A 17,950-nucleotide genomic window follows, 5' to 3' on the forward strand; every position below is an offset into this window, starting at 1 on the left:
CTGCCCATATCAGCGGCCGCCCTCGCGGCGCGCAAAGCATGGCGGGAGCGACGGCGATGGCAGGCTATTTTCCGAACTGGACCCTGAAGACCTCCGGCGCCGTCATGCCCGACGAGCGTCTGCCGGTCGCGCAGACCTTCATCGCCGGCCTGCAGCATGTCGTCGCCATGTTCGGCGCGACCGCTTTGGCGCCGATCCTCATGGGGTTCGATCCCAATGTCGCGATCTTCTTCTCGGGCGTCGCGACGCTGCTGTTCTTCATCGTCACGCGCGGGCAGTTGCCGAGCTATCTCGGTTCGTCCTTCGCCTTCATTGGCGTCGTGATCGCGGCGACCGGCTATGCGGGGTCCGGCCCCAACGCCAATATCGGGGTCGCGCTCGGCGGCATCATCGCCTGCGGCGCGCTTTATGCCGCGATCGGCCTTGTGGTGCAGGCGGTCGGCACGGCCTGGATCGAGAAGCTGCTGCCCCCGGTGGTCACCGGCGCGGTCGTGGCTGCGATCGGTCTCAACCTGACCGCTGTCGCGATGGGCATGATCTCGGCCAGCGCCTACACCAAATGGATCGCGCTGTTCACCGTCGTCGCGGTGGCGCTGGTCGCCGTCTATGGCCGTGGCCTGGCGCAGCGGCTACCGATCCTGATCGGCGGGCTCGTGGCCTATGTCGTCTATGCCGCAACGGCACCGAGCTTCGGCGCGCCCGCTGTCGATTTCGGGCGCATTGGCGCGGCTGCCTGGTTCGGGCTGCCGAATTTCGTCGCGCCGGTGTTCGACGCCAAGGCAATGGCGCTGATCGCGCCGGTCGCGATCATCCTGGTCGCGGAGAATCTCGGGCACATCAAGGGAATCGCCGTGATGACCGGGCGCAATCTCGATCATCTGATCGGCCGCGGCTTCATGGCCGACGGCGTCGCCACCATGATCGCGGGGTCGGGCGGCGGCACCGGCGTCACAACTTATGCCGAGAACATGGGCGTGATGGCGGTGACGCGGGTGTATTCGACGCTGGTCTTCGTCGCAGCCGGCATCATCGCGCTGGTGCTCGGCTTCTCGCCGAAGTTCGGGGCGGTGATCGGCACGATTCCCGTCGCCGTGCTCGGCGGGCTCGCCGTCGTGGTGTTCGGGCTGATCGCCGCGACGGCGGGCCGAATCTGGGTCGAGAACAAGGTCGATTTCTCCGAGCCGAAGAATCTTCTGACCGTCGCGACCGCGCTGATCCTGGGCGCCGGCGACCTCAAGCTGCCGCTGTTCGGCTTCGAGCTCGGCGGCATTGGCACCGCGACCTTCGGCGCAATCGCGCTTTATCACCTCCTGAACCGCAAGACCGCCTGACGGCGCAGGGCCCGCCGCGCTGATTTCGGCGGGCCGCACATATTTCTGTCACAGGTGGGTGGACAGGGCCGGGGGGCTTTGCTACATCGCCGGCCTGCCTGACGCGGCCTTGGCCGCCGAATGGCTTGCGCTTCGTGGCGTATGGGTGATTAGCTCAGTTGGTAGAGCAGCTGACTCTTAATCAGCGGGTCGTAGGTTCGAGCCCTACATCACCCACCACGGAACTCCAATAAATCAGGCGCTTACGGGAGTCGGCAATTTGCCGATCCTGGGTCACATTGGCTCCAGGTCACAGATGCTCAGATTTGTCGGAGCGTGTAGGCGCCGATCCGGGCCGAAACGGCCTTATCCTGCTCCAAACGCGGCTTTCGACCGCAGCTCCCCTAGATAAGCTGCAGCGTCTCGTCCTTGATCTCCAGCCACGAATCTCAAAGGCAGTCCTCCGGCGCCTGCGAAGCATGTCCGCAGCGCATGGGATGTGTAGGGGATGTCGAGCGACCGCGCCCCGCTAATGACCAACCTGCCAAGGTGCTAGAGCAGGCGCGCATTTGGCGTCACGCACGAGGCAGTCAATCGCGATGGCTTGCCGACAATGGTCGTGTCCCATAGCGTGGTGTAGCTGCGGGTGGTCATCGGCGATTGCCGGTTAGGTTTGGGTTGCGAACGCCAACCGTGAACCGAGAGATCCCCGATGACCGACGAGATGATGAACCGCGCGGGCTGCTGGAGAAGAGCCCTGACGCCGATCTTCTGCGCGAGATGATCGGTTTTGCCGCGCAACGTCTGATGGAGCTGGAAGTCGGCGGCCTGACCGGCGCCGGCTTTGGCGAGAAGAGCCCGGAGCGCCTGGCGCAGCGCAACGGCTATCGCGAGCGAGACTGGGAGACGCGCGCCGGCACGGTGGAGCTGCGCATCCCCGAGCTGAGGAAGGGCAGCTACTTCCCGGGTTTCCTCGAGCCGCGCCGCATGGCCGAGAAGGCGCTCACCGCCGTGATTCAGGAGGCCTACATCCAGGGCATCTCGACCCGCTCGGTCGACGACCTGGTCAAGGCGATGGGCATGAGCGGCATCTCCAAGAGCCAGGTCAGCCGGCTGTGCGACCCTTTCGGCAAATGCGGGGCATTTGCCTGTCGGGCATGGGGAGATCGACGAACGGGTCCAAGCCTTTCTGGATCGTCCCATCGAGGGCGACTGGCCCTATCTCTGGATCGACGCAACCTATGTGAAGGTGCGCCAGGCCGGCCGGATCGTCTCGGTGGCGGTGATCGTCGCCGTCGGCGTCAGCAGCGACGGCCGACGCGAGGTTCTGGGCATGGATATCGGCCCTTCCGAAGCCAAGACCTTCTGGACCGCGTTCCTGCGCAAGCTGGCGCGGCGCGGCCTGCGCGGGGTGAGGCTCGTCGTCTCCGACAGCCTTGAAGGCATCAAGGCGGCCGTCTCGAAGGTCCTCACCGCGACCTGGCAGCGCTGCCGGGTTCACTTCATGAGAAACGCGCTCGCACATGCCGGCCGCTCCGGGCGGCGCGCCGTCTCGGCTTTCATCGCCACAGCATTCGCCCAGGATGACGCCGCTGCGGCCAGCCGGCAATGGCGCAGGGTCGCCGATCAGCTCAGGCCGACCGTCCCCAAGCTCGCCGCCCTGATGGACACGGCCGAAATCGACGTGCTGGCTTACATGACCTTCCCGACGCAGCACCGCGCCAAGCTGCACAGCACGAACCCGCTGGAACGCCTCAACGGCGAGATCAAGCGCAGGACTGAGGTCGTCGGCATCTTCCCAAACGAGGCCGCCATCACCAGGCTCGTCGGCGCCATCCTGCTCGAACAGAACGACGAATGGGCCGTCCAGCGCGCCCGCTACATCACGCTGGAAAGCATCGCGCCGATCAGCGATGATCCCATCGTCAGCCTGCCAGCCGTGGCCGCCTGACCAGCCCGGCCAACGCCGGCATCGTGGTGGCCCTCGGGAGCTACACCACCATCAGGGACACGACCGATACCACCCGATACCGTTCATCGCTGGCGTTCATCGCAGACCGCTCAACCAATGAGAATCGGGGGCTGTTTTGCGGCCGGGCTTGAGAAGTCTGCGGACAGAACGTAAAGTTGCTTTGCAGTTTTGCGACGGAGAACCGGTTTGGCCACATTTCAGACGGTTCTTGTGAAGTCTACCGACGTCGCCGTTCTTGAGGGGGTCTCGCGCGCGCTCAGCGAGGCCGACGGATACCGTCTCATTTTCAGCGAGGACGACAGGTCAGCGATCCGCAGGCTTGAAGAAGTGAACGTGAACCTCTTTCTTTATGACTGCTGCGACGAAGTTCCCGAGGACGAAAGCGCGCTGTTGCGGTCACGCTTGGCGCATACCTCCTGTACGCGAATCCTCCTTCTTGACCACGAAAAGGTCAGATCCGGCCACGAACTGGCGAACCGGACGGCTTCGTACCTGTTTCTGTTCAAGCCGGTAGAGGCGATGCAGCTCAGCCTTGTTGCGAAGCGGGCGCTTGAACATGCCGAACTGTCGCGGCGTCACCGTATCCTGAGTCGCGAGCTGAAGTTGTCACTCGACGACGACATCTTCCACGGCGTGAAGGAGAGCTTTGTCCAGGGTGGCTATTCGCAGTTCGAGCGGCTGGTGTTCCTCAGCCCGAAGATGGCCGAACTGGTCTCCGAGGCACAGATGGCGGCCAAGACCAACATGCCGGTGCTGATCCAGGGCGAGACCGGCACGGGCAAGGAGCTGTTAGCCCGCGCGATCCACTTCAACTCCCCGCGGCGCAAGTCGGCGATGCTGGTACAGAACTGCGGCGGCATCGCCGAGAACGTGCTGCATTCCGAACTTTTCGGGCATGTCCGCGGGGCCTTTCCCGGCGCAATCTCGGACCGACTCGGGCTGTTTCGTGCGGCCGATGGCGGCACCATCCTGCTCGACGAGGTGTCCGACATATCGCCCCAGTTTCAGATTGCGCTACTGCGCTTCCTGCAGGAGGGCGAGGTGAAGCCCCTGGGTTCGGATACCATGCTGCACAGCGATGTCCGCATCATCGCGGCGTCGAACAAGCGGTTGGAACGGTTGGTCGAGAAGGGCAGCTTCCGGCGCGACCTCTACTACCGTCTGCGAGGCTTCCAATTGAATGTTCCATCGCTGGCCGAACGCCCCGAAGACATCCCCGCACTGACGCGCTTCTTCGTCGAGAAATATGCCGGTGTCGTCGGCCGGCATGTGCTGGGGATCACGGCGGACGCCTTGCAGCGGCTGGAGGCCTATCCCTTTCCCGGCAACGTCCGCGAACTCGAGACCGAAGTTCAGCGCATGGTCGCGGTAGCCGAGCAGGGCGGCTACATCGCCATCCGGCACCTCTCCGACAAAATCTCCAAGACTCCGGTGTACGATCGCGACAAGTTGCCGGCACTGACTTCAGAAGGGAGCCTCAAGGATATCGTCGAGCGAGTGGAGCGGTCAGTGGTCGAGCGCGCTCTCGACACCTACCAATGGAACCAGAGCAAGGTTGCCGCCGACCTGGGGTTGTCGCGCGTAGGACTCGCCAACAAGATCAAGCGTTACGATATCCAGCGGAAGCGACGGGCCTGACCGAGGAAAGCGATCCGGATGGCCTCTCCCGGCTCAGTGTCTTTGCCTTTCCGGGTCCAAGCAAGCGTTGGCCGAAATCGCAGGCTCCACTCAGAAACCGAGGCGTGCCCCATTGTCCGAGACACTTGGACCCGTCGCGATGATCCCGAAGGGACGCTGGTCCGACGATTGCGGCGGGTTCTGGTAGAGTCATTTGGAGAAGCGCGCTGCCCATCCGGCGGCGGCCGCGGCTGAACCAGCCGTTGGGTGGCAAACTAAGTTTGCAGTATGCAATTTGTTTCATCGATTTCGCTGTTCCAGGGCGCAAGTTGATTTCGATTTGCGCACCATGGCCGATATCCTGCCCGTCTTAGGATCGACTCTCAAAAGGGTAGACCGGGTCGCTAACCTTGGCTGGGGGGCCAAGGCAGCTCAACGAGAGGGAGGAAGAAAATGGCCAATCTGCTTTGGCTGCAAGGTGGTGCGTGCTCGGGGAACACGATGTCGTTCCTCAATGCCGAGGAACCGAGCGCGTGTGACCTTGTGACCGACTTCGGCATCAACATCTTGTGGCAGCCGTCGCTTGGACTGGAGCTTGGCGAAGACGTCAAGACCATCCTGAAGAAGTGCATTTCGGGCGAGATCAAGCTCGACATCTTCGTGTTCGAGGGCACCGTCGTAAACGCGCCCAATGGCACCGGCGAGTGGAACCGCTTCTGCGGCCGCCCGATGAAGGAGTGGGTCAAGGAACTGTCGGCAGCGGCGGATTTCGTCGTCGCGATCGGTGACTGCGCCACCTATGGCGGCATCCCAGCGATGGCGCCGAACCCGTCCGAAAGCGTCGGCCTGCAATTCCTCAAGCGTGCCAAAGGCGGCTCGCTCGGCACGGACTTCAAGGCGAAGTCGGGCCTTCCGGTCATCAACATCCCGGGTTGCCCCGCGCATCCCGACTGGGTCACGCAGATTCTGGTTGCGGTCGCAACGGGGCGTGCGGGCGATCTGACCCTTGACGAGTTCCACCGGCCGAAGACGTTCTTCTCGTCCTTCACGCAGACCGGTTGCACCCGCAACATGCATTTCGCCTACAAGGTCTCGACCACAGCCTTCGGGCAGCGCAAGGGCTGCCTGTTCTACGATCTGGGCTGCCGCGGCCCGATGACGCACAGCCCCTGCAATCGCATCCTCTGGAACCGCCACTCGTCGAAGACACGGGCCGGCATGCCTTGCCTCGGCTGCACGGAACCTGAGTTCCCCTTCTTCGATCTCAGCCCTGGCACCGTCTTCAAGACCCAGACGGTAATGGGTGTGCCCAAGGACATGCCTACGGGCGTCGACAAGGTCGGATACATCAAGCTGACCGCCGCCGCCAAGGGCATGGCCCCAGCTTGGGCGGAAGAAGACATCTTCGTCGTTTAAATCCGTTCAGGGAGGAACCAAGAAAATGACAGCTCTATCCAGCGTCGAGACTCTCGACATCTCTCCGGTCGGCCGCGTCGAAGGCGATCTCGACGTGCGCGTTGATATCCAGGACGGTGTGGTGACCAATGCTTGGACGCATGCGGAACTGTTCCGCGGCTTCGAGGTGATCCTGAAGGACAAGGATCCGCAGGCCGGGCTCGTGGTGACACCGCGCGCTTGCGGCATCTGCGGCGCCTCGCACCTGACCTGCGCCGCCTGGGCGCTTGACACCGCCTGGGGCACGACCGTGCCGCGTAACGCGATCCTTGCACGTAACCTCGGCCAGATCGTGGAGTCGCTGCAATCGCTGCCGCGCCACCACTACGGACTCTTCATGATCGACTACACCAACGCCAACTATGCGGCGAGCCCGTTCTACGAAGAAGCTGTCAAGCGCTATTCGCCCTTCACCGGCACCTCCTATGAGGCTGGCGTGACGATCTCGGGCCGTCCGGTTGAGATCTACGCGCTCTTGGGCGGTCAGTGGCCGCATTCCTCCTTCATGGTGCCGGGCGGCGTGATGTGTGCCCCCACCCTGACCGACGTGACGCGCGCCTGGGCGATTCTCGAGCATTTCCGCCAGAACTGGATCGAACCGCTCTGGCTCGGCTGTTCGATGGAGCGCTACGAACAGATCCAGACCCTCGAGCAGTTCGAGGCCTGGCTGGACGAAAGCCCGAAACATGCCAATTCGGACTTGGGCCTGTTCTGGCGCATGTCGAAGGAGATCGGGCTGCAACACTATGGCAAGGGCCACGGCAGGTTCGTGACTTGGGGCTACCTGCCGCATGAAGACAAGTACAACAAGCCGACAATAGACAGCCGCTCAGGTGCGGTGATCATGAAGGCCGGTACCTATGACGGTGCCACCGACAGCTTCGGCCCGATGGAGCACATCTTCACCCGCGAAGATACGACCCATGCCTGGTATGACGAAGGCAAGAGCGCCGTTCATCCTTTCGACCGTACCACCAAGCCGATCGCCAAAAATACCGTCGATACGAATGGAAAATACTCCTGGGGTACCGCCGTGCGGCACGCCGAGAGCGGCGCGATGGAGGCCGGTCCGCTGGCACGGCGTCTGATCGCTGGAAACACGACCGGGCAGGCATTCCAGCATTCAGATGGTCTCGTGCTCGACATGTACCGCAAGATGGGCGGTGCCTCGATCATGCTGCGACACTTCGCGCGGATGCACGAATTGTGCATCCTCTATCGCGAGGCGGAGCGTATCCTGCGCGAGTTCCGCCTGAACGACGAGTGGTACATCAAGCCGACTGAACGGGACGGCAAGGGGTGGGGTGCCACCGAAGCGATCCGTGGCGCTCTGTGCCACTGGATCGAAGTCAAGAACGGCAAGATCGCGAACTACCAGATCATCGCACCGACGACCTGGAACGTTGGTCCGCGTTCCGCCGACGGCCAGCGCGGCCCGATCGAAGAGGCCTTGCTCGGAACCCCGATCAAGAACAAGCATGATCCGGTCGAGGTCGGCCACGTTTGCCGGTCCTATGACAGCTGCCTCGTCTGCACCGTGCATGCGCATGACGGCGACACCGGCGAGGAGATGGCCCGCTTCCGGACCGCCTGACCCATCTCCCCCGAAGCAATCTCGCCTTACAGCGGAATTGCTTCGGGAGAAACGCACACCGGTGGGGAGGCCGTCATGAGCCAAAACAAAGATGCCGTCGCTACGGCACGGGATACGAAATACTTCACGGACCGCTACGGCCTTTCTCCGGCTGATGCGGACCATGATATGTTGCTTCGCATGATCGAGGATATCTTTGAGGATGGGCTTGTGACCGAGGTCAGCCCGTTCCCTGAAACCGACCGCGAGTTCGGGAAACTACTGGACATCCTGCGGCCGCTGAGCGCGGACGATCTGCGCCAGAAACTGGTGATCTCGGGCTGGCTTCTGGAGCCTTACGGACCAGACCGGATGCGCTGTCAGGAGTGCATGTACTATCTGGTACACCGGCGCTGGTGCGATCTGCCTGAACTCAACTTGCCTGCCAAGCCGGACTGGTGGTGCAGGCTCTGGCGCATATGAAGGTCCACCCATGATGGACATGGATGCCTTGCGTCGCTCAATCGCCGACCGCCTCTCGGCGGGGCTGCAGACCGAAGTCTGGCCACGGGCCGAAACAAGCGAAGAGGTCAATGCCATCGTCAACCGGCTTCAGCTCGAAGCCGGCGACGACCTCGACAAGAAGCTGATCATTGCCGGCTTTACCGACCACACGATTGAAGCTGAGGGCATGCCGCAACCCTGCGAGACCTGCATGTATTACAAAGTCCACGCCAGATGCTGCGATCTTCCCGAACTGATGCTTCCGGTCGAGCCCGCATGGTCCTGCAGGTTGTGGCGGATTTGATCGGACAGCAAATCGTCGTCCTGGGCTGCGGAAATCCGAACCGCAGCGATGATGGGGCGGGCCCTGCGGTGATCGAGTTGCTTCGCAACCGCCAGTTGCCAGCGTCTGTTCGCCTGTTTGACGTTGGCACCGACGGTATGGCCGTAATTTACAAAGCGCGGGGCGCCACCCATCTGCTGATTGTGGACGCTCGGGTTCCCACGGGAACACCAGGTTCGGTCTACGAAGTACCGGGCGAAGTTCTTGCAGCACCACCGGCGCGCGGAGCAGGCCTGCACGAATTTCGCTGGGACAACGCGATCTATGCCGGGCAGCGCATCTATGGCGATGCGTTTCCCGCGCACGTAACGGTCTTCCTGATCGAGGCAGAGACACTCGCGCTTGGCTTGTCTCTCAGCCCCACAGTCTCCACGGCAGTCGAGCTTGTCGCAAACAAGGTGACGACCCTCCTGCAACACTGGGCTTCGACATGAGCATTGGCATCGCCGTCCGTGACGGGTCTGTCTATCTGCCGGCGCCGGTTGTCGAGACCTATCTGCAGGGTGTCGCGGCGGTTGTGGTCCTGATCCGGGACCAGACGCTGATGGTTCTGCCGGTGCATCATGCGACGGCCGGAGGCTGCTTGCTTAAACAGCGCAACGCCGCCGGCGACCGCGTCGCGCAGGCACACGACGTATTTCAGGCCCATGGGCTGCTCGCCATGGCGGTGTCCGACTTACCGGTACATTGGAATTCTGAGATGTGCGCCCTCTGCGCTCCGATCCCCGGCGAGTTAGCAAAGTTAGTTTACAAGTAAGAAAGAAAGTAGACGGTCGAGCGTTGATGCTCTAGGGTGATCAGGGATAACGCGACCGTCAGAGTCGCGCAGGGAGGACTCGTTGGGCGCATCAAGCCGCACGAAGCAACAGGTCGACGCGGCGCTTGCGGCGGTCGAGGACGCAGACGCATCTGACTCCGACAAGGCACAGATGCTGATGGAAATTGCGATGGGCCTGCAACAGGCCCCGCGCGACCCTGAGGATCTGCGCGCGGCCGTCGATCTTTATCGCCGGGCGATCGCTCTGGTGCCGCCAAACGAAGCTCTGGGTGCCGCGCGCATTCGTGCGCGGCTTTCGACCGCGCTGATGGCGGTGCCTGGCAGCGACGCGGAGGCGATCAAGGCGGCGCGGTTGGAGATGACGACCGCCATTGCAACTCTGACGGCAGAGGGCTCGGATGCCGAGATCGCCGAGGCCGAAATGAACCTCGGGCTGATCTGCCAGACGATGGCGGGGATGGGACTTGCCCCGATCCAGCCTGCGATTAGCGCTTATCAGCGTGCCCTGCGTACCTTTGACCGGACCGCCTTTCCCAAGGAATTCGCTATCCTGCAGAACAATCTGGCCACGGCCTTCCTGTCGATGCCGTTTACCGACGAGTCGGGCAAATTGCGCGAGGCGTTGGCTGTTCAGGCATTCGAGGAAGCGCTGCGTGTCGTTACATTGATCGACCAGCCGGTCGAGTATGCGATGCTCCAGAACAACCTCGGCAATGCGCTGCAATATGTGTCTTCGGCGCACCGGGTCGAGAACGGCTTTCGCGCGCTCGAGGCCTATGACGAGGCGCTGAAGGTTCGCACTTTTCGCGACATGCCCGAGGCCTATGCCAACACCATCGCCAACAAGGCGAACTGCATGGCGAACCTGCCCGACGATCCGGCGAACCCCGAGGCGGGAAACCCGCGCAACGTCGCGGCGGCGGTGGCCCTGCTGCGCGAGGCCAAGGGCATATTTGTCGCCCGCGGGGTCGAGGACAAGGCGCAAGCGGTTGCCGAGGCGATTACCGAACTTTCGTCGCACCTCGCTCCCCACGGCGCGTTCGCGCCCAACGCCATGCACTGACCACACCGAAAAAGCTCGAAGAAGGAGACCATCGCTTGATCATACTTGCTGCATTGGCCGCAGGATGCCTCGCTGCGCCGCTTGCTGGAGCCGTGGGCGGTGTCGCGGTCGGAAAGTCAGCGCTTGGAACCGAACTCGCCGCCTATATGGGCGGCCTTTACGGTGCAATCGCCGGTGGGGTGGCCGTCGTCGCGACCATCGTCGTTCTGTCGCTGACCTGAGGGAGGGCCGCACATGTTCGCCATGGCTATGAATTCTGCGAAGCTCTTCTTCGCCGGAAAGCTGTTCAAGAACAATGGACAGGTGATCCTCCAGTTCGCTCTCGGTTCCATTGCGGGAATCGTTGTCGGCGTCGGGGTCGGTCAAATCGCCCCCATCTGGGCGGCTGCACTTGCTGCGGGAGGCGTGACCGGACTGATCCAGCCTCTCCTCCTCAAGAACGTGAAGTACGCGTGATCTAATGCCTGACAGCGGCGCCCCCGAGCACAGTGATCGTCCCGGCCTCGACCGGCTCTTGGGCGATCTCAATGCGCTCGAGGCGCTGGCCGAGGGCTGGGACGATGCGGCGCGGATTGGGGCCAGGGCGCAGGCTGCAGCAATCGACGCGCTGAACGCCGAAGCGTTCCGGCGAATGATCAGCGCGCTGAAGTCCCAAGACGGCTTCGGCAAGGCGCTGGTCGATGCGGCGCGCGACGAAGTCGTCTATGCCGTCCTGCGCCGGCACGGTATCCTAAAGCCGTCGCTGCATGAAAGGGTCGAGGCCGCGCTGGAAACAGTGCGCCCTATGCTGGCCAGCCACGGCGGCAATGCCGAGGTCGCCTCGGTCGAGGGCAACCGCGCCGAGATCCGCTTTTTGGGTGCCTGCGACGGCTGCCCGGCCTCGCAACTCACATTCTATGCCGGCGTCAAGAAGGCGATCGAGGATCATGTGCCCGAGATCACCGAAGTGCGCCAGGTCAAGGGGCTGGGCGGCGGTGGTGCCGACACGGTGCATTTCACCTCGCCCTTTGCCGAGACGCTGGGGGGCAGCTGGATCAACGCGCTCAATCTGGCGAAGCTGCCGGATGGTACGACGCTGTTCGAGACCGTCGGCGGTGAATCGGTGATCTTTGCGCGGCAGGGCGATCTGGTGACCTGTTTTCGCAACGCCTGCGCGCACATGGGGCTCGAGATGACCGAGGGTGCCGTCGAGGCGGGCATCCTGACCTGCCCTTGGCATGGTTTCCGCTATGCGCTGGAAAGTGGCGAATGCCTGACCGCGCCCGAAGTGCAGTTGCACGCGCATGCGGTGCGGGTGATCGGCTCGCACATCCAGGTCAGGATCGTGCCATGAAGGTTTCGCTCGCGCCCTCGTTTGCGCCGGTCAAGGCCGAGGGCACGGTGACAAATGGTCCCCCGCTCCTCGACCCCTCGGGCGCGCAGGTGATCTTGGGATCGGATGGCGGGCTGCTGGCCGACCCGATTACCCCGGCTGCGCATCGCCTGTTCGGGCCGCGTGGCGTCTGCCTGCATCCCGACGGCTCGTTCTGGGTCGCCGATACCGGGCACCATCGGCTGCTGGGCTGGCGCAAGCTGCCGGACCGCGACGACCAGCCGGCCGATATCCTGTTCGGCCAGCCCGCCTTTGGCCGCGAGGGGCGCAATGCCAAAGGGTCGGTGACCGCCGCCACGCTGAACGTGCCGACCGGCATCACCGCCTTTCGCGGCGGCCTGGCGGTGGCGGATGCCTGGAACCACCGGGTGCTGATCTGGCACCGCCTGCCCGAGGGACCGGACAGCCCGGCCGACATCGTGCTTGGTCAGGCCGATGCGGCGTCGGCGCTGGCCAATCGCGGCGCGGATGCGCCGGGACCTCAGACGCTTCACTGGCCCTATGGCCTGTCCGAAATCGACGGCAGGCTGGTCGTCTGCGACACCGGCAACCGCCGCCTGCTGGTCTGGAACGATCCGGTCGAAACCGGACAGCCCGCCGATCTGGTGCTGGGTCAGGACTGTTTCACCTGCCGCGACGAGAATGCGGGTGGGCCAGTCTCGGCCCGTTCCATGCGTTGGCCCCATATGGCCACCGGCTGGCGCGGCGGGCTGGCGGTCGCGGATGCGGGCAACAATCGCGTCATGGTCTGGTCCAGCTTTCCCCAAGCCAATGGTCAGCTTGCCGATTCCCTCGTAGGCCAAGCTAGGATGACTGATTGCGACCTGAACCGGGGCGCCTATTACCCGTCGTCGCTAGCGGTCAACATGCCCTATGCGCTCGGGGTGCTGGGCGACCGGCTGATTGTCGGGGATACAGCCAATTCGCGGCTGCTGGGCTTTGCCGCGGCCGGCTTTGCGGCCGAGGCCGGTTGGTTGACCGGCCAGCCTGATTTCGCCTCGAAGGGCGACAACCGCTGGGGGCTGGCCATGCGCGACAGCCTGTGCTGGCCCTACGGCCTCTCGGTCCGTGGCAGCACGGTCGCCGTGGCCGACAGCGGCAACAACCGCGTGCTGATATGGGAATCCGCGCCATGACCGGCGCGCGCCTGACCGTGCGCGGGCAGGTCCAGGGCGTGGGCTTCCGGCCCACGGTCTGGCGGCTGGCGTGCGAGATGGGGCTGGCGGGTGACGTGAAGAACACCGCCGAGGGCGTGGTGATCCGGCTCTGGGGCGAGGGGCTGGACAGCTTTCCGGGCCGGCTGCACGCCGCCCTGCCGGCGCTGGCCCGGATCGAGGAGCTGCGCGTCGAGCCCCTGGACGATGCGCCGCCTTTGGGTTTTGCCATCGTCGCTTCGGAGGCGCTCGGTACGATGCGCGGCTCGGTGACGCCCGATGCCGCGACCTGCCCCGATTGTCTGGCGGAGATCCGCGATCCGTTCCAGCACCGCTACCGCTATCCCTTCACCAATTGCACCAATTGCGGCCCTCGCTTTTCCATCGTGACCGGGGCGCCCTATGACCGAGCCCGGACGACGATGGCGCCGTTTGACCTGTGTGAGATCTGCGCAGGAGAATATGCCGACCCCACAGACCGGCGTTTTCATGCCCAACCGATCGCCTGCGGCCGCTGCGGCCCGCAGATCTGGATCGAGAAGCTCGGCCCCGGCGCGGTCAATCACGAAGCCTTTTCGATGCTCGATGACATCGACGCCACCGGCGGCATGATCCTGAACGGCCATATCGTCGCGATCCGCGGCCTGGGCGGCGTGCACCTGGCTTGCGATGCAACCAATGCCGCCGCCGTCGCCGAATTGCGCCGCCGCAAGGGGCGCAATGGCAAGGCCTTTGCGCTGATGGCCCGCGACCTGGGCGTGGTTCGCGAATTCTGCCAGATTTCCGAGGCCGAGGCCGCAGCCCTGTCGGGCCCAGAAGCGCCGATCGTGCTCCTCAAATCGTTGCCGAACGCCCTGCCCGAGGCCATCGCGCCGGGGCTGGACCGGCTTGGAGTGATGCTGCCCTACACGCCGTTCTATCACCTGATCCTGCGCCGAATCGGCCGCCCCGTGGTGATGACCAGCGGCAATCCTTCAGGCCAGCCTCAGTGTATTGGCAATCAGGAAACCCGCGACCGGCTGTCCGCCATCGCCGACTTTGCCTGCCTGCACGACCGCGAGATCGCCAACCGCATCGACGATTCCGTGGTGCGGGTGGACCTTGGCCGGATGCGCGTGCTGCGCCGGGCACGCGGCTTTGCTCCGGCTGGCCTGCCACTGCCGCCCGGCTTTTCGCGCGCGGCGCAGGTGCTGGCGATGGGCGGAGAGCTGAAGAACACCTTCTGCCTCGTCAAGGACGGCCAAGCGATCCTATCGCAGCACATGGGTGATCTCGAGGATGCCGCCACCCATGCCGACGCCGCGCGGAACCTGGCACTCTACACCCGGCTGTTCGACCATGCGCCGAGCGTGATCGCGGTCGACCTGCATCCGCAATACCTGTCCACCCAGGCCGGGCGGGCGCTGGCCGGCGGTCGTCCGGTGATCGCTGTGCAGCACCATCACGCCCATGTCGCCGCCTGTCTCGCCGAGAACGGCCGCCCGTTGGATGCGCGCCCGGTCCTTGGCATCGCTCTTGACGGCAGCGGCCTTGGCGATGACGGCACGCTCTGGGGCGGCGAGTTTCTGATCTGCGATTATCGGCGCTATGCGCGGGTCGGATCGTGCAAGCCGGTGGCACTGCCCGGCGGGGCAGCGGCGATCCGTGAGCCCTGGCGCAACGCCTATGCGCATCTGATGGCGGAAATGGGCTGGGCCGAATTCGCGATGAATTTCGACGGGCTCGAGATCTTCCGCAGGCTTTCCGCGGCGCCGCGCGCGACTCTGGATGCGATGATCGCGCGTGGCACGAATGCGCCGGTGTCGACCTCCTGCGGGCGACTCTTCGATGCGGCCGCCGCCATCGCGGGCCTGGCCTGGGAGGCGCAGGATTACGAGGGCGAGGCCGCGATGCGCTTCGAGGCCGCGATCGACGCCGCCGCGATGGCAGAGCCTGACGACATGGCCTATCCGTTCAGCATTCCGCTGACGGGGGGCAAGGGCATTCCCTATATTGAGCCGCTGGCGGTCTGGCGGGCAATGCTCGGCGATCTGATCCTAGCCACCCCGATCGGTGTCATAGCGGCCCGCTTTCACCGCGGGCTGGCGCAGGCCGTCGTGCGGATGGCCGAGCGCATCACCGAAGATACCGCCATCGACACCGTCGCCCTGTCGGGCGGCGTGTTCCAGAACGCGACATTGTTCGCGCTGGTCCATCACGGACTCGAAGCCCGCGGGCTGACGGTTCTCAGCCACGCCCGAACCCCCGCGAACGACGGGGGACTAGCAGTTGGCCAGGCCGTTGTGGCCCTGGCCGTCAGCCAAACGGAGGAAACCCCATGTGCCTTGGAATCCCAGGCCGGATCGTAGAAATCACCGATGCCCGCCGAAAGCTAGCGACAGTCGAGGTGATGGGTGTCCGCCGTCAGGTCAACGTCGCTTGCATCTTGAAAGACGAGCCGATCGAATCGCTGATCGGCACCTGGTCCCTGATCCATGTCGGCTTTGCCATGAGCCGGATCAACGAGGAAGAGGCGGCGCTGACGCTTGACGTCCTGCGCCAGCTTGGCGAGGCGCAGGCCGAGATCGAGGCGATGCAGGCCTCGGAGACGATGTTGGCATCATGAACTACACAGACGATTTCCGCGACCCCATCGCCGCGCGCGGCGTGCTGGCCGCCATTGCCCGCGTCACCGACGAGATCGGTGCCACCCGCGAAAAACCCGTCCACATCATGGAGATCTGCGGCGGGCATACCCATGCGATCTTTCGCTACGGTCTCGACAAGCTGACGCCGCCGGGGCTGGAGTTCATCCACGGGCCGGGCTGCCCGGTCTGCGTCCTGCCAATGAGCCGGATCGACGAATGCGTCGAGATCGCCGAACGGCCGGGCGTCATCATGACCACCTTCGGCGATGCGATGCGGGTGCCGGGGCATCGCAAGTCTCTGATCCAGGCCAAGGCCGACGGCGCCGACATCCGCATGGTCTATTCGCCGCTCGACGCGCTGGAACTGGCCCGGCGCCACCCCAACCGCGAGGTGGTGTTCTTCGGCCTGGGGTTCGAGACCACCACGCCCTCAACCGCGCTGACCATCCTGCAGGCGGCAGCGGACGGGCAGACCAATTTCTCGGTGTTCTGCAACCACATCACCGTGCCACCGCCCATCAAGGCGCTGCTCGACGATCCGTACATGATCCTCGACGGCTTTGTCGGGCCGGGACATGTCTCGATGGTGATCGGGGTGCGGCCCTATGACTTCATCGCCCGCGACTATGGCAAGCCGATCGTGGTGGCAGGGTTCGAGCCGCTGGACCTGCTGCAATCGGTGCTGATGGTGCTGGAACAGATCCGCGACGGCCGCGCGGAGGTGGAAAACCAGTATTCCCGCGTCGTGCCGGATGACGGCAACCCGGTCTCGATCGCCGCCTGCGCCGAGGTCTATGAGCCACGGCCCAGTTTCGAATGGCGCGGCCTGGGCGAGATCGACGCCAGCGGCGTGCGCATCCGCGCCGCCTATGCCGCCTGGGATGCCGAGGTCAAGTTCGGAATCGGCTACAGCAAGGGGCCGCGCATGGTGGCCGAGCCCGATGGCTGCAGCTGCGGCGATGTGATGACCGGCCGGATCAAGCCGCATGCCTGCCCGCAGTTCGGCAAGGGTTGCACGCCCGAAATGCCGCTGGGCGCGCTGATGGTCAGTTCCGAGGGGGCCTGCGCTGCCTATTTCCAGTATGGCGGGCTGCGGCTGGAGGAGGCGCTGTGAATGAGCGGCTGCGTCCCCCCCGGCGCGTCGTCGCAGACCGGGTGACGCTAGCCCATGGCGGCGGCGGCAAGGCGATGCGTGATCTGATCGAGGATGTGTTCACCTCGGTCTTCGCGCCGCCGGGGATGGAGGATCAGGCACGGCTGATGCATCCGTCGCTGCTGGAGCCGGGCGCGCAACTTGCCTTCACCACCGACAGCTTCGTCGTCTCGCCGATGGAATTTCCCGGCGGGGACATCGGCACCATCGCGGTCTGCGGCACGGTCAACGACTTGGCCGTTGGCGGCGCGCGGCCGCTGTGGCTGTCAGCCGCCTTCATCATCGAGGAGGGGGTCGAGATCGCCACCCTCCGCCGCATCGCCCGCTCGATGCAGACCGCCGCCGAGGCCGCCGGGGTGCGCATCGTCACCGGCGACACCAAGGTGGTGGGCCGGGGTTCGGGCGACGGCGTCTTTGTCACCACCGCCGGTGTGGGCGTGATCCCGCCCGGCCGCGATTTGATGGCGGGCAATGTCCGGCCCGGCGACGTGGCAATCGTCAATGGCGTACTCGGCGATCATGGCGCTGCCATCCTTGCCGCACGCGGTGACATGGCGCTGACCACCGATGTCATATCGGATTGCCGGCCTCTGAACCTTTTGATGGAGGCGGTGCTGGCCGCCGCGCCCGATCTGCGCTGCGCGCGCGATGCCACCCGTGGCGGACTTGCCTCGGCCCTGAATGAGATCGCCGATGCCGCCGGGGTCGGGGTCGTGATCGCCGAGACCGACTTGCCGCTGCGCGCCGAGGTCAAGGGGGTGTGCGAAATCCTCGGGCTCGATCCGCTCTATCTGGCCAACGAGGGCACGCTGGTGCTGTTCGTGCCGCCTGAGCAGGCCGAGGCGGCCTTGGCCGCAATGCAAGGCACGGCGGCCGGTGTCGGGGCCTGCATCATCGGACAGGCCACGGCCGCCCATCCGGGAACCGTGGTCATGAAGACCGTCTTTGGCGGCGGACGGATCGTCGACATGCTCGTCGGCGAACAATTGCCGCGCATCTGCTGACCAATCCAACGAGAGAGGAAACGAC

Annotated in this window: 17 protein-coding genes, 1 tRNA gene and 1 pseudogene; all 19 read left to right on the forward strand. The window is 64.6% G+C overall.

From position 1 onward, the window contains the following. Positions 1-56 precede the first annotated feature (56 nt). Entirely contained in the window at positions 57-1,331 is a 1,275-nt protein-coding gene (locus AE618_RS00780; RefSeq protein ID WP_156330032.1) for a solute carrier family 23 protein, read from the forward strand. A gap of 143 nt (positions 1,332-1,474) precedes the next feature. Then, a tRNA-Lys gene (locus tag AE618_RS00785) sits at positions 1,475-1,550 on the forward strand. A gap of 472 nt (positions 1,551-2,022) precedes the next feature. Further along, positions 2,023-3,261, forward strand: a pseudogene (locus AE618_RS00790) (IS256 family transposase). A gap of 207 nt (positions 3,262-3,468) precedes the next feature. Then, on the forward strand, positions 3,469-4,920 hold the full coding sequence (locus AE618_RS00795) for a sigma-54 dependent transcriptional regulator (protein WP_054207155.1): 1,452 nt from the start codon (positions 3,469-3,471) through the stop codon (positions 4,918-4,920). Positions 4,921-5,352: 432 nt separating this feature from the next. After that, positions 5,353-6,315, forward strand: a complete 963-nt coding sequence (locus tag AE618_RS00800; protein WP_054207156.1) for a hydrogenase — start codon at positions 5,353-5,355, stop codon at positions 6,313-6,315. A 25-nt stretch (positions 6,316-6,340) separates the two neighbouring features. After that, the gene (locus tag AE618_RS00805; protein ID WP_054207157.1) at positions 6,341-7,948 is read left to right on the forward strand and encodes a nickel-dependent hydrogenase large subunit; all 1,608 of its coding nucleotides are present in this window, start codon (positions 6,341-6,343) and stop codon (positions 7,946-7,948) included. A gap of 75 nt (positions 7,949-8,023) precedes the next feature. Beyond that, positions 8,024-8,410: a hypothetical protein gene (locus AE618_RS00810; protein WP_248310701.1), complete on the forward strand. Its 387-nt coding sequence runs from the start codon at positions 8,024-8,026 to the stop codon at positions 8,408-8,410. A gap of 10 nt (positions 8,411-8,420) precedes the next feature. Further along, positions 8,421-8,735, forward strand: a complete 315-nt coding sequence (locus AE618_RS00815) for a hypothetical protein (protein WP_054207158.1) — start codon at positions 8,421-8,423, stop codon at positions 8,733-8,735. Then, on the forward strand, positions 8,708-9,208 hold the full coding sequence (locus tag AE618_RS00820; RefSeq protein WP_156330033.1) for a hydrogenase maturation protease: 501 nt from the start codon (positions 8,708-8,710) through the stop codon (positions 9,206-9,208). Before AE618_RS00815 ends, AE618_RS00820 begins: the two co-directional genes overlap by 28 nt. Next, positions 9,205-9,531 (forward strand): hypothetical protein, encoded by a 327-nt coding sequence (locus AE618_RS00825; RefSeq protein ID WP_054207159.1) that lies wholly within the window; start codon positions 9,205-9,207, stop codon positions 9,529-9,531. The genes AE618_RS00820 and AE618_RS00825 overlap by 4 nt, the downstream gene beginning before the upstream one ends. An 82-nt stretch (positions 9,532-9,613) precedes the next feature. Further along, positions 9,614-10,615, forward strand: a complete 1,002-nt coding sequence (locus tag AE618_RS00830) for a hypothetical protein (RefSeq protein WP_054207160.1) — start codon at positions 9,614-9,616, stop codon at positions 10,613-10,615. A 35-nt stretch (positions 10,616-10,650) separates the two neighbouring features. Then, a complete protein-coding gene (locus tag AE618_RS27130) occupies positions 10,651-10,836 on the forward strand; it encodes a hypothetical protein (RefSeq protein ID WP_082364890.1) in 186 nt (61 codons plus the stop codon). A gap of 13 nt (positions 10,837-10,849) precedes the next feature. Further along, entirely contained in the window at positions 10,850-11,071 is a 222-nt protein-coding gene (locus tag AE618_RS00835) for a hypothetical protein (RefSeq protein WP_054207161.1), read from the forward strand. Positions 11,072-11,075: 4 nt separating this feature from the next. After that, complete coding sequence (locus AE618_RS00840; protein ID WP_054207162.1) at positions 11,076-11,948, forward strand: NifU family protein; 873 nt, start codon at positions 11,076-11,078, stop codon at positions 11,946-11,948. Further along, positions 11,945-13,123, forward strand: a complete 1,179-nt coding sequence (locus tag AE618_RS00845; RefSeq protein WP_054207163.1) for a hypothetical protein — start codon at positions 11,945-11,947, stop codon at positions 13,121-13,123. Before AE618_RS00840 ends, AE618_RS00845 begins: the two co-directional genes overlap by 4 nt. Continuing rightward, the gene (gene hypF / locus AE618_RS00850) at positions 13,120-15,489 is read left to right on the forward strand and encodes a carbamoyltransferase HypF (protein WP_248310702.1); all 2,370 of its coding nucleotides are present in this window, start codon (positions 13,120-13,122) and stop codon (positions 15,487-15,489) included. Before AE618_RS00845 ends, hypF begins: the two co-directional genes overlap by 4 nt. Then, complete coding sequence (locus tag AE618_RS00855; RefSeq protein ID WP_054207165.1) at positions 15,459-15,746, forward strand: HypC/HybG/HupF family hydrogenase formation chaperone; 288 nt, start codon at positions 15,459-15,461, stop codon at positions 15,744-15,746. The genes hypF and AE618_RS00855 overlap by 31 nt, the downstream gene beginning before the upstream one ends. Further along, positions 15,743-16,882, forward strand: coding sequence for a hydrogenase formation protein HypD (gene hypD, locus AE618_RS00860; RefSeq protein WP_054207166.1), 1,140 nt, complete (start codon positions 15,743-15,745; stop codon positions 16,880-16,882). The genes AE618_RS00855 and hypD overlap by 4 nt, the downstream gene beginning before the upstream one ends. Further along, on the forward strand, positions 16,879-17,925 hold the full coding sequence (gene hypE, locus AE618_RS00865) for a hydrogenase expression/formation protein HypE (RefSeq protein ID WP_197280635.1): 1,047 nt from the start codon (positions 16,879-16,881) through the stop codon (positions 17,923-17,925). Before hypD ends, hypE begins: the two co-directional genes overlap by 4 nt. Positions 17,926-17,950: the final 25 nt, after the last annotated feature.

Origin of the sequence: Allobosea vaviloviae (assembly GCF_001298265.1) — a bacterium.
In the GTDB taxonomy this organism is placed as follows: Bacteria; Pseudomonadota; Alphaproteobacteria; order Rhizobiales; family Beijerinckiaceae; genus Allobosea; species Allobosea vaviloviae_B.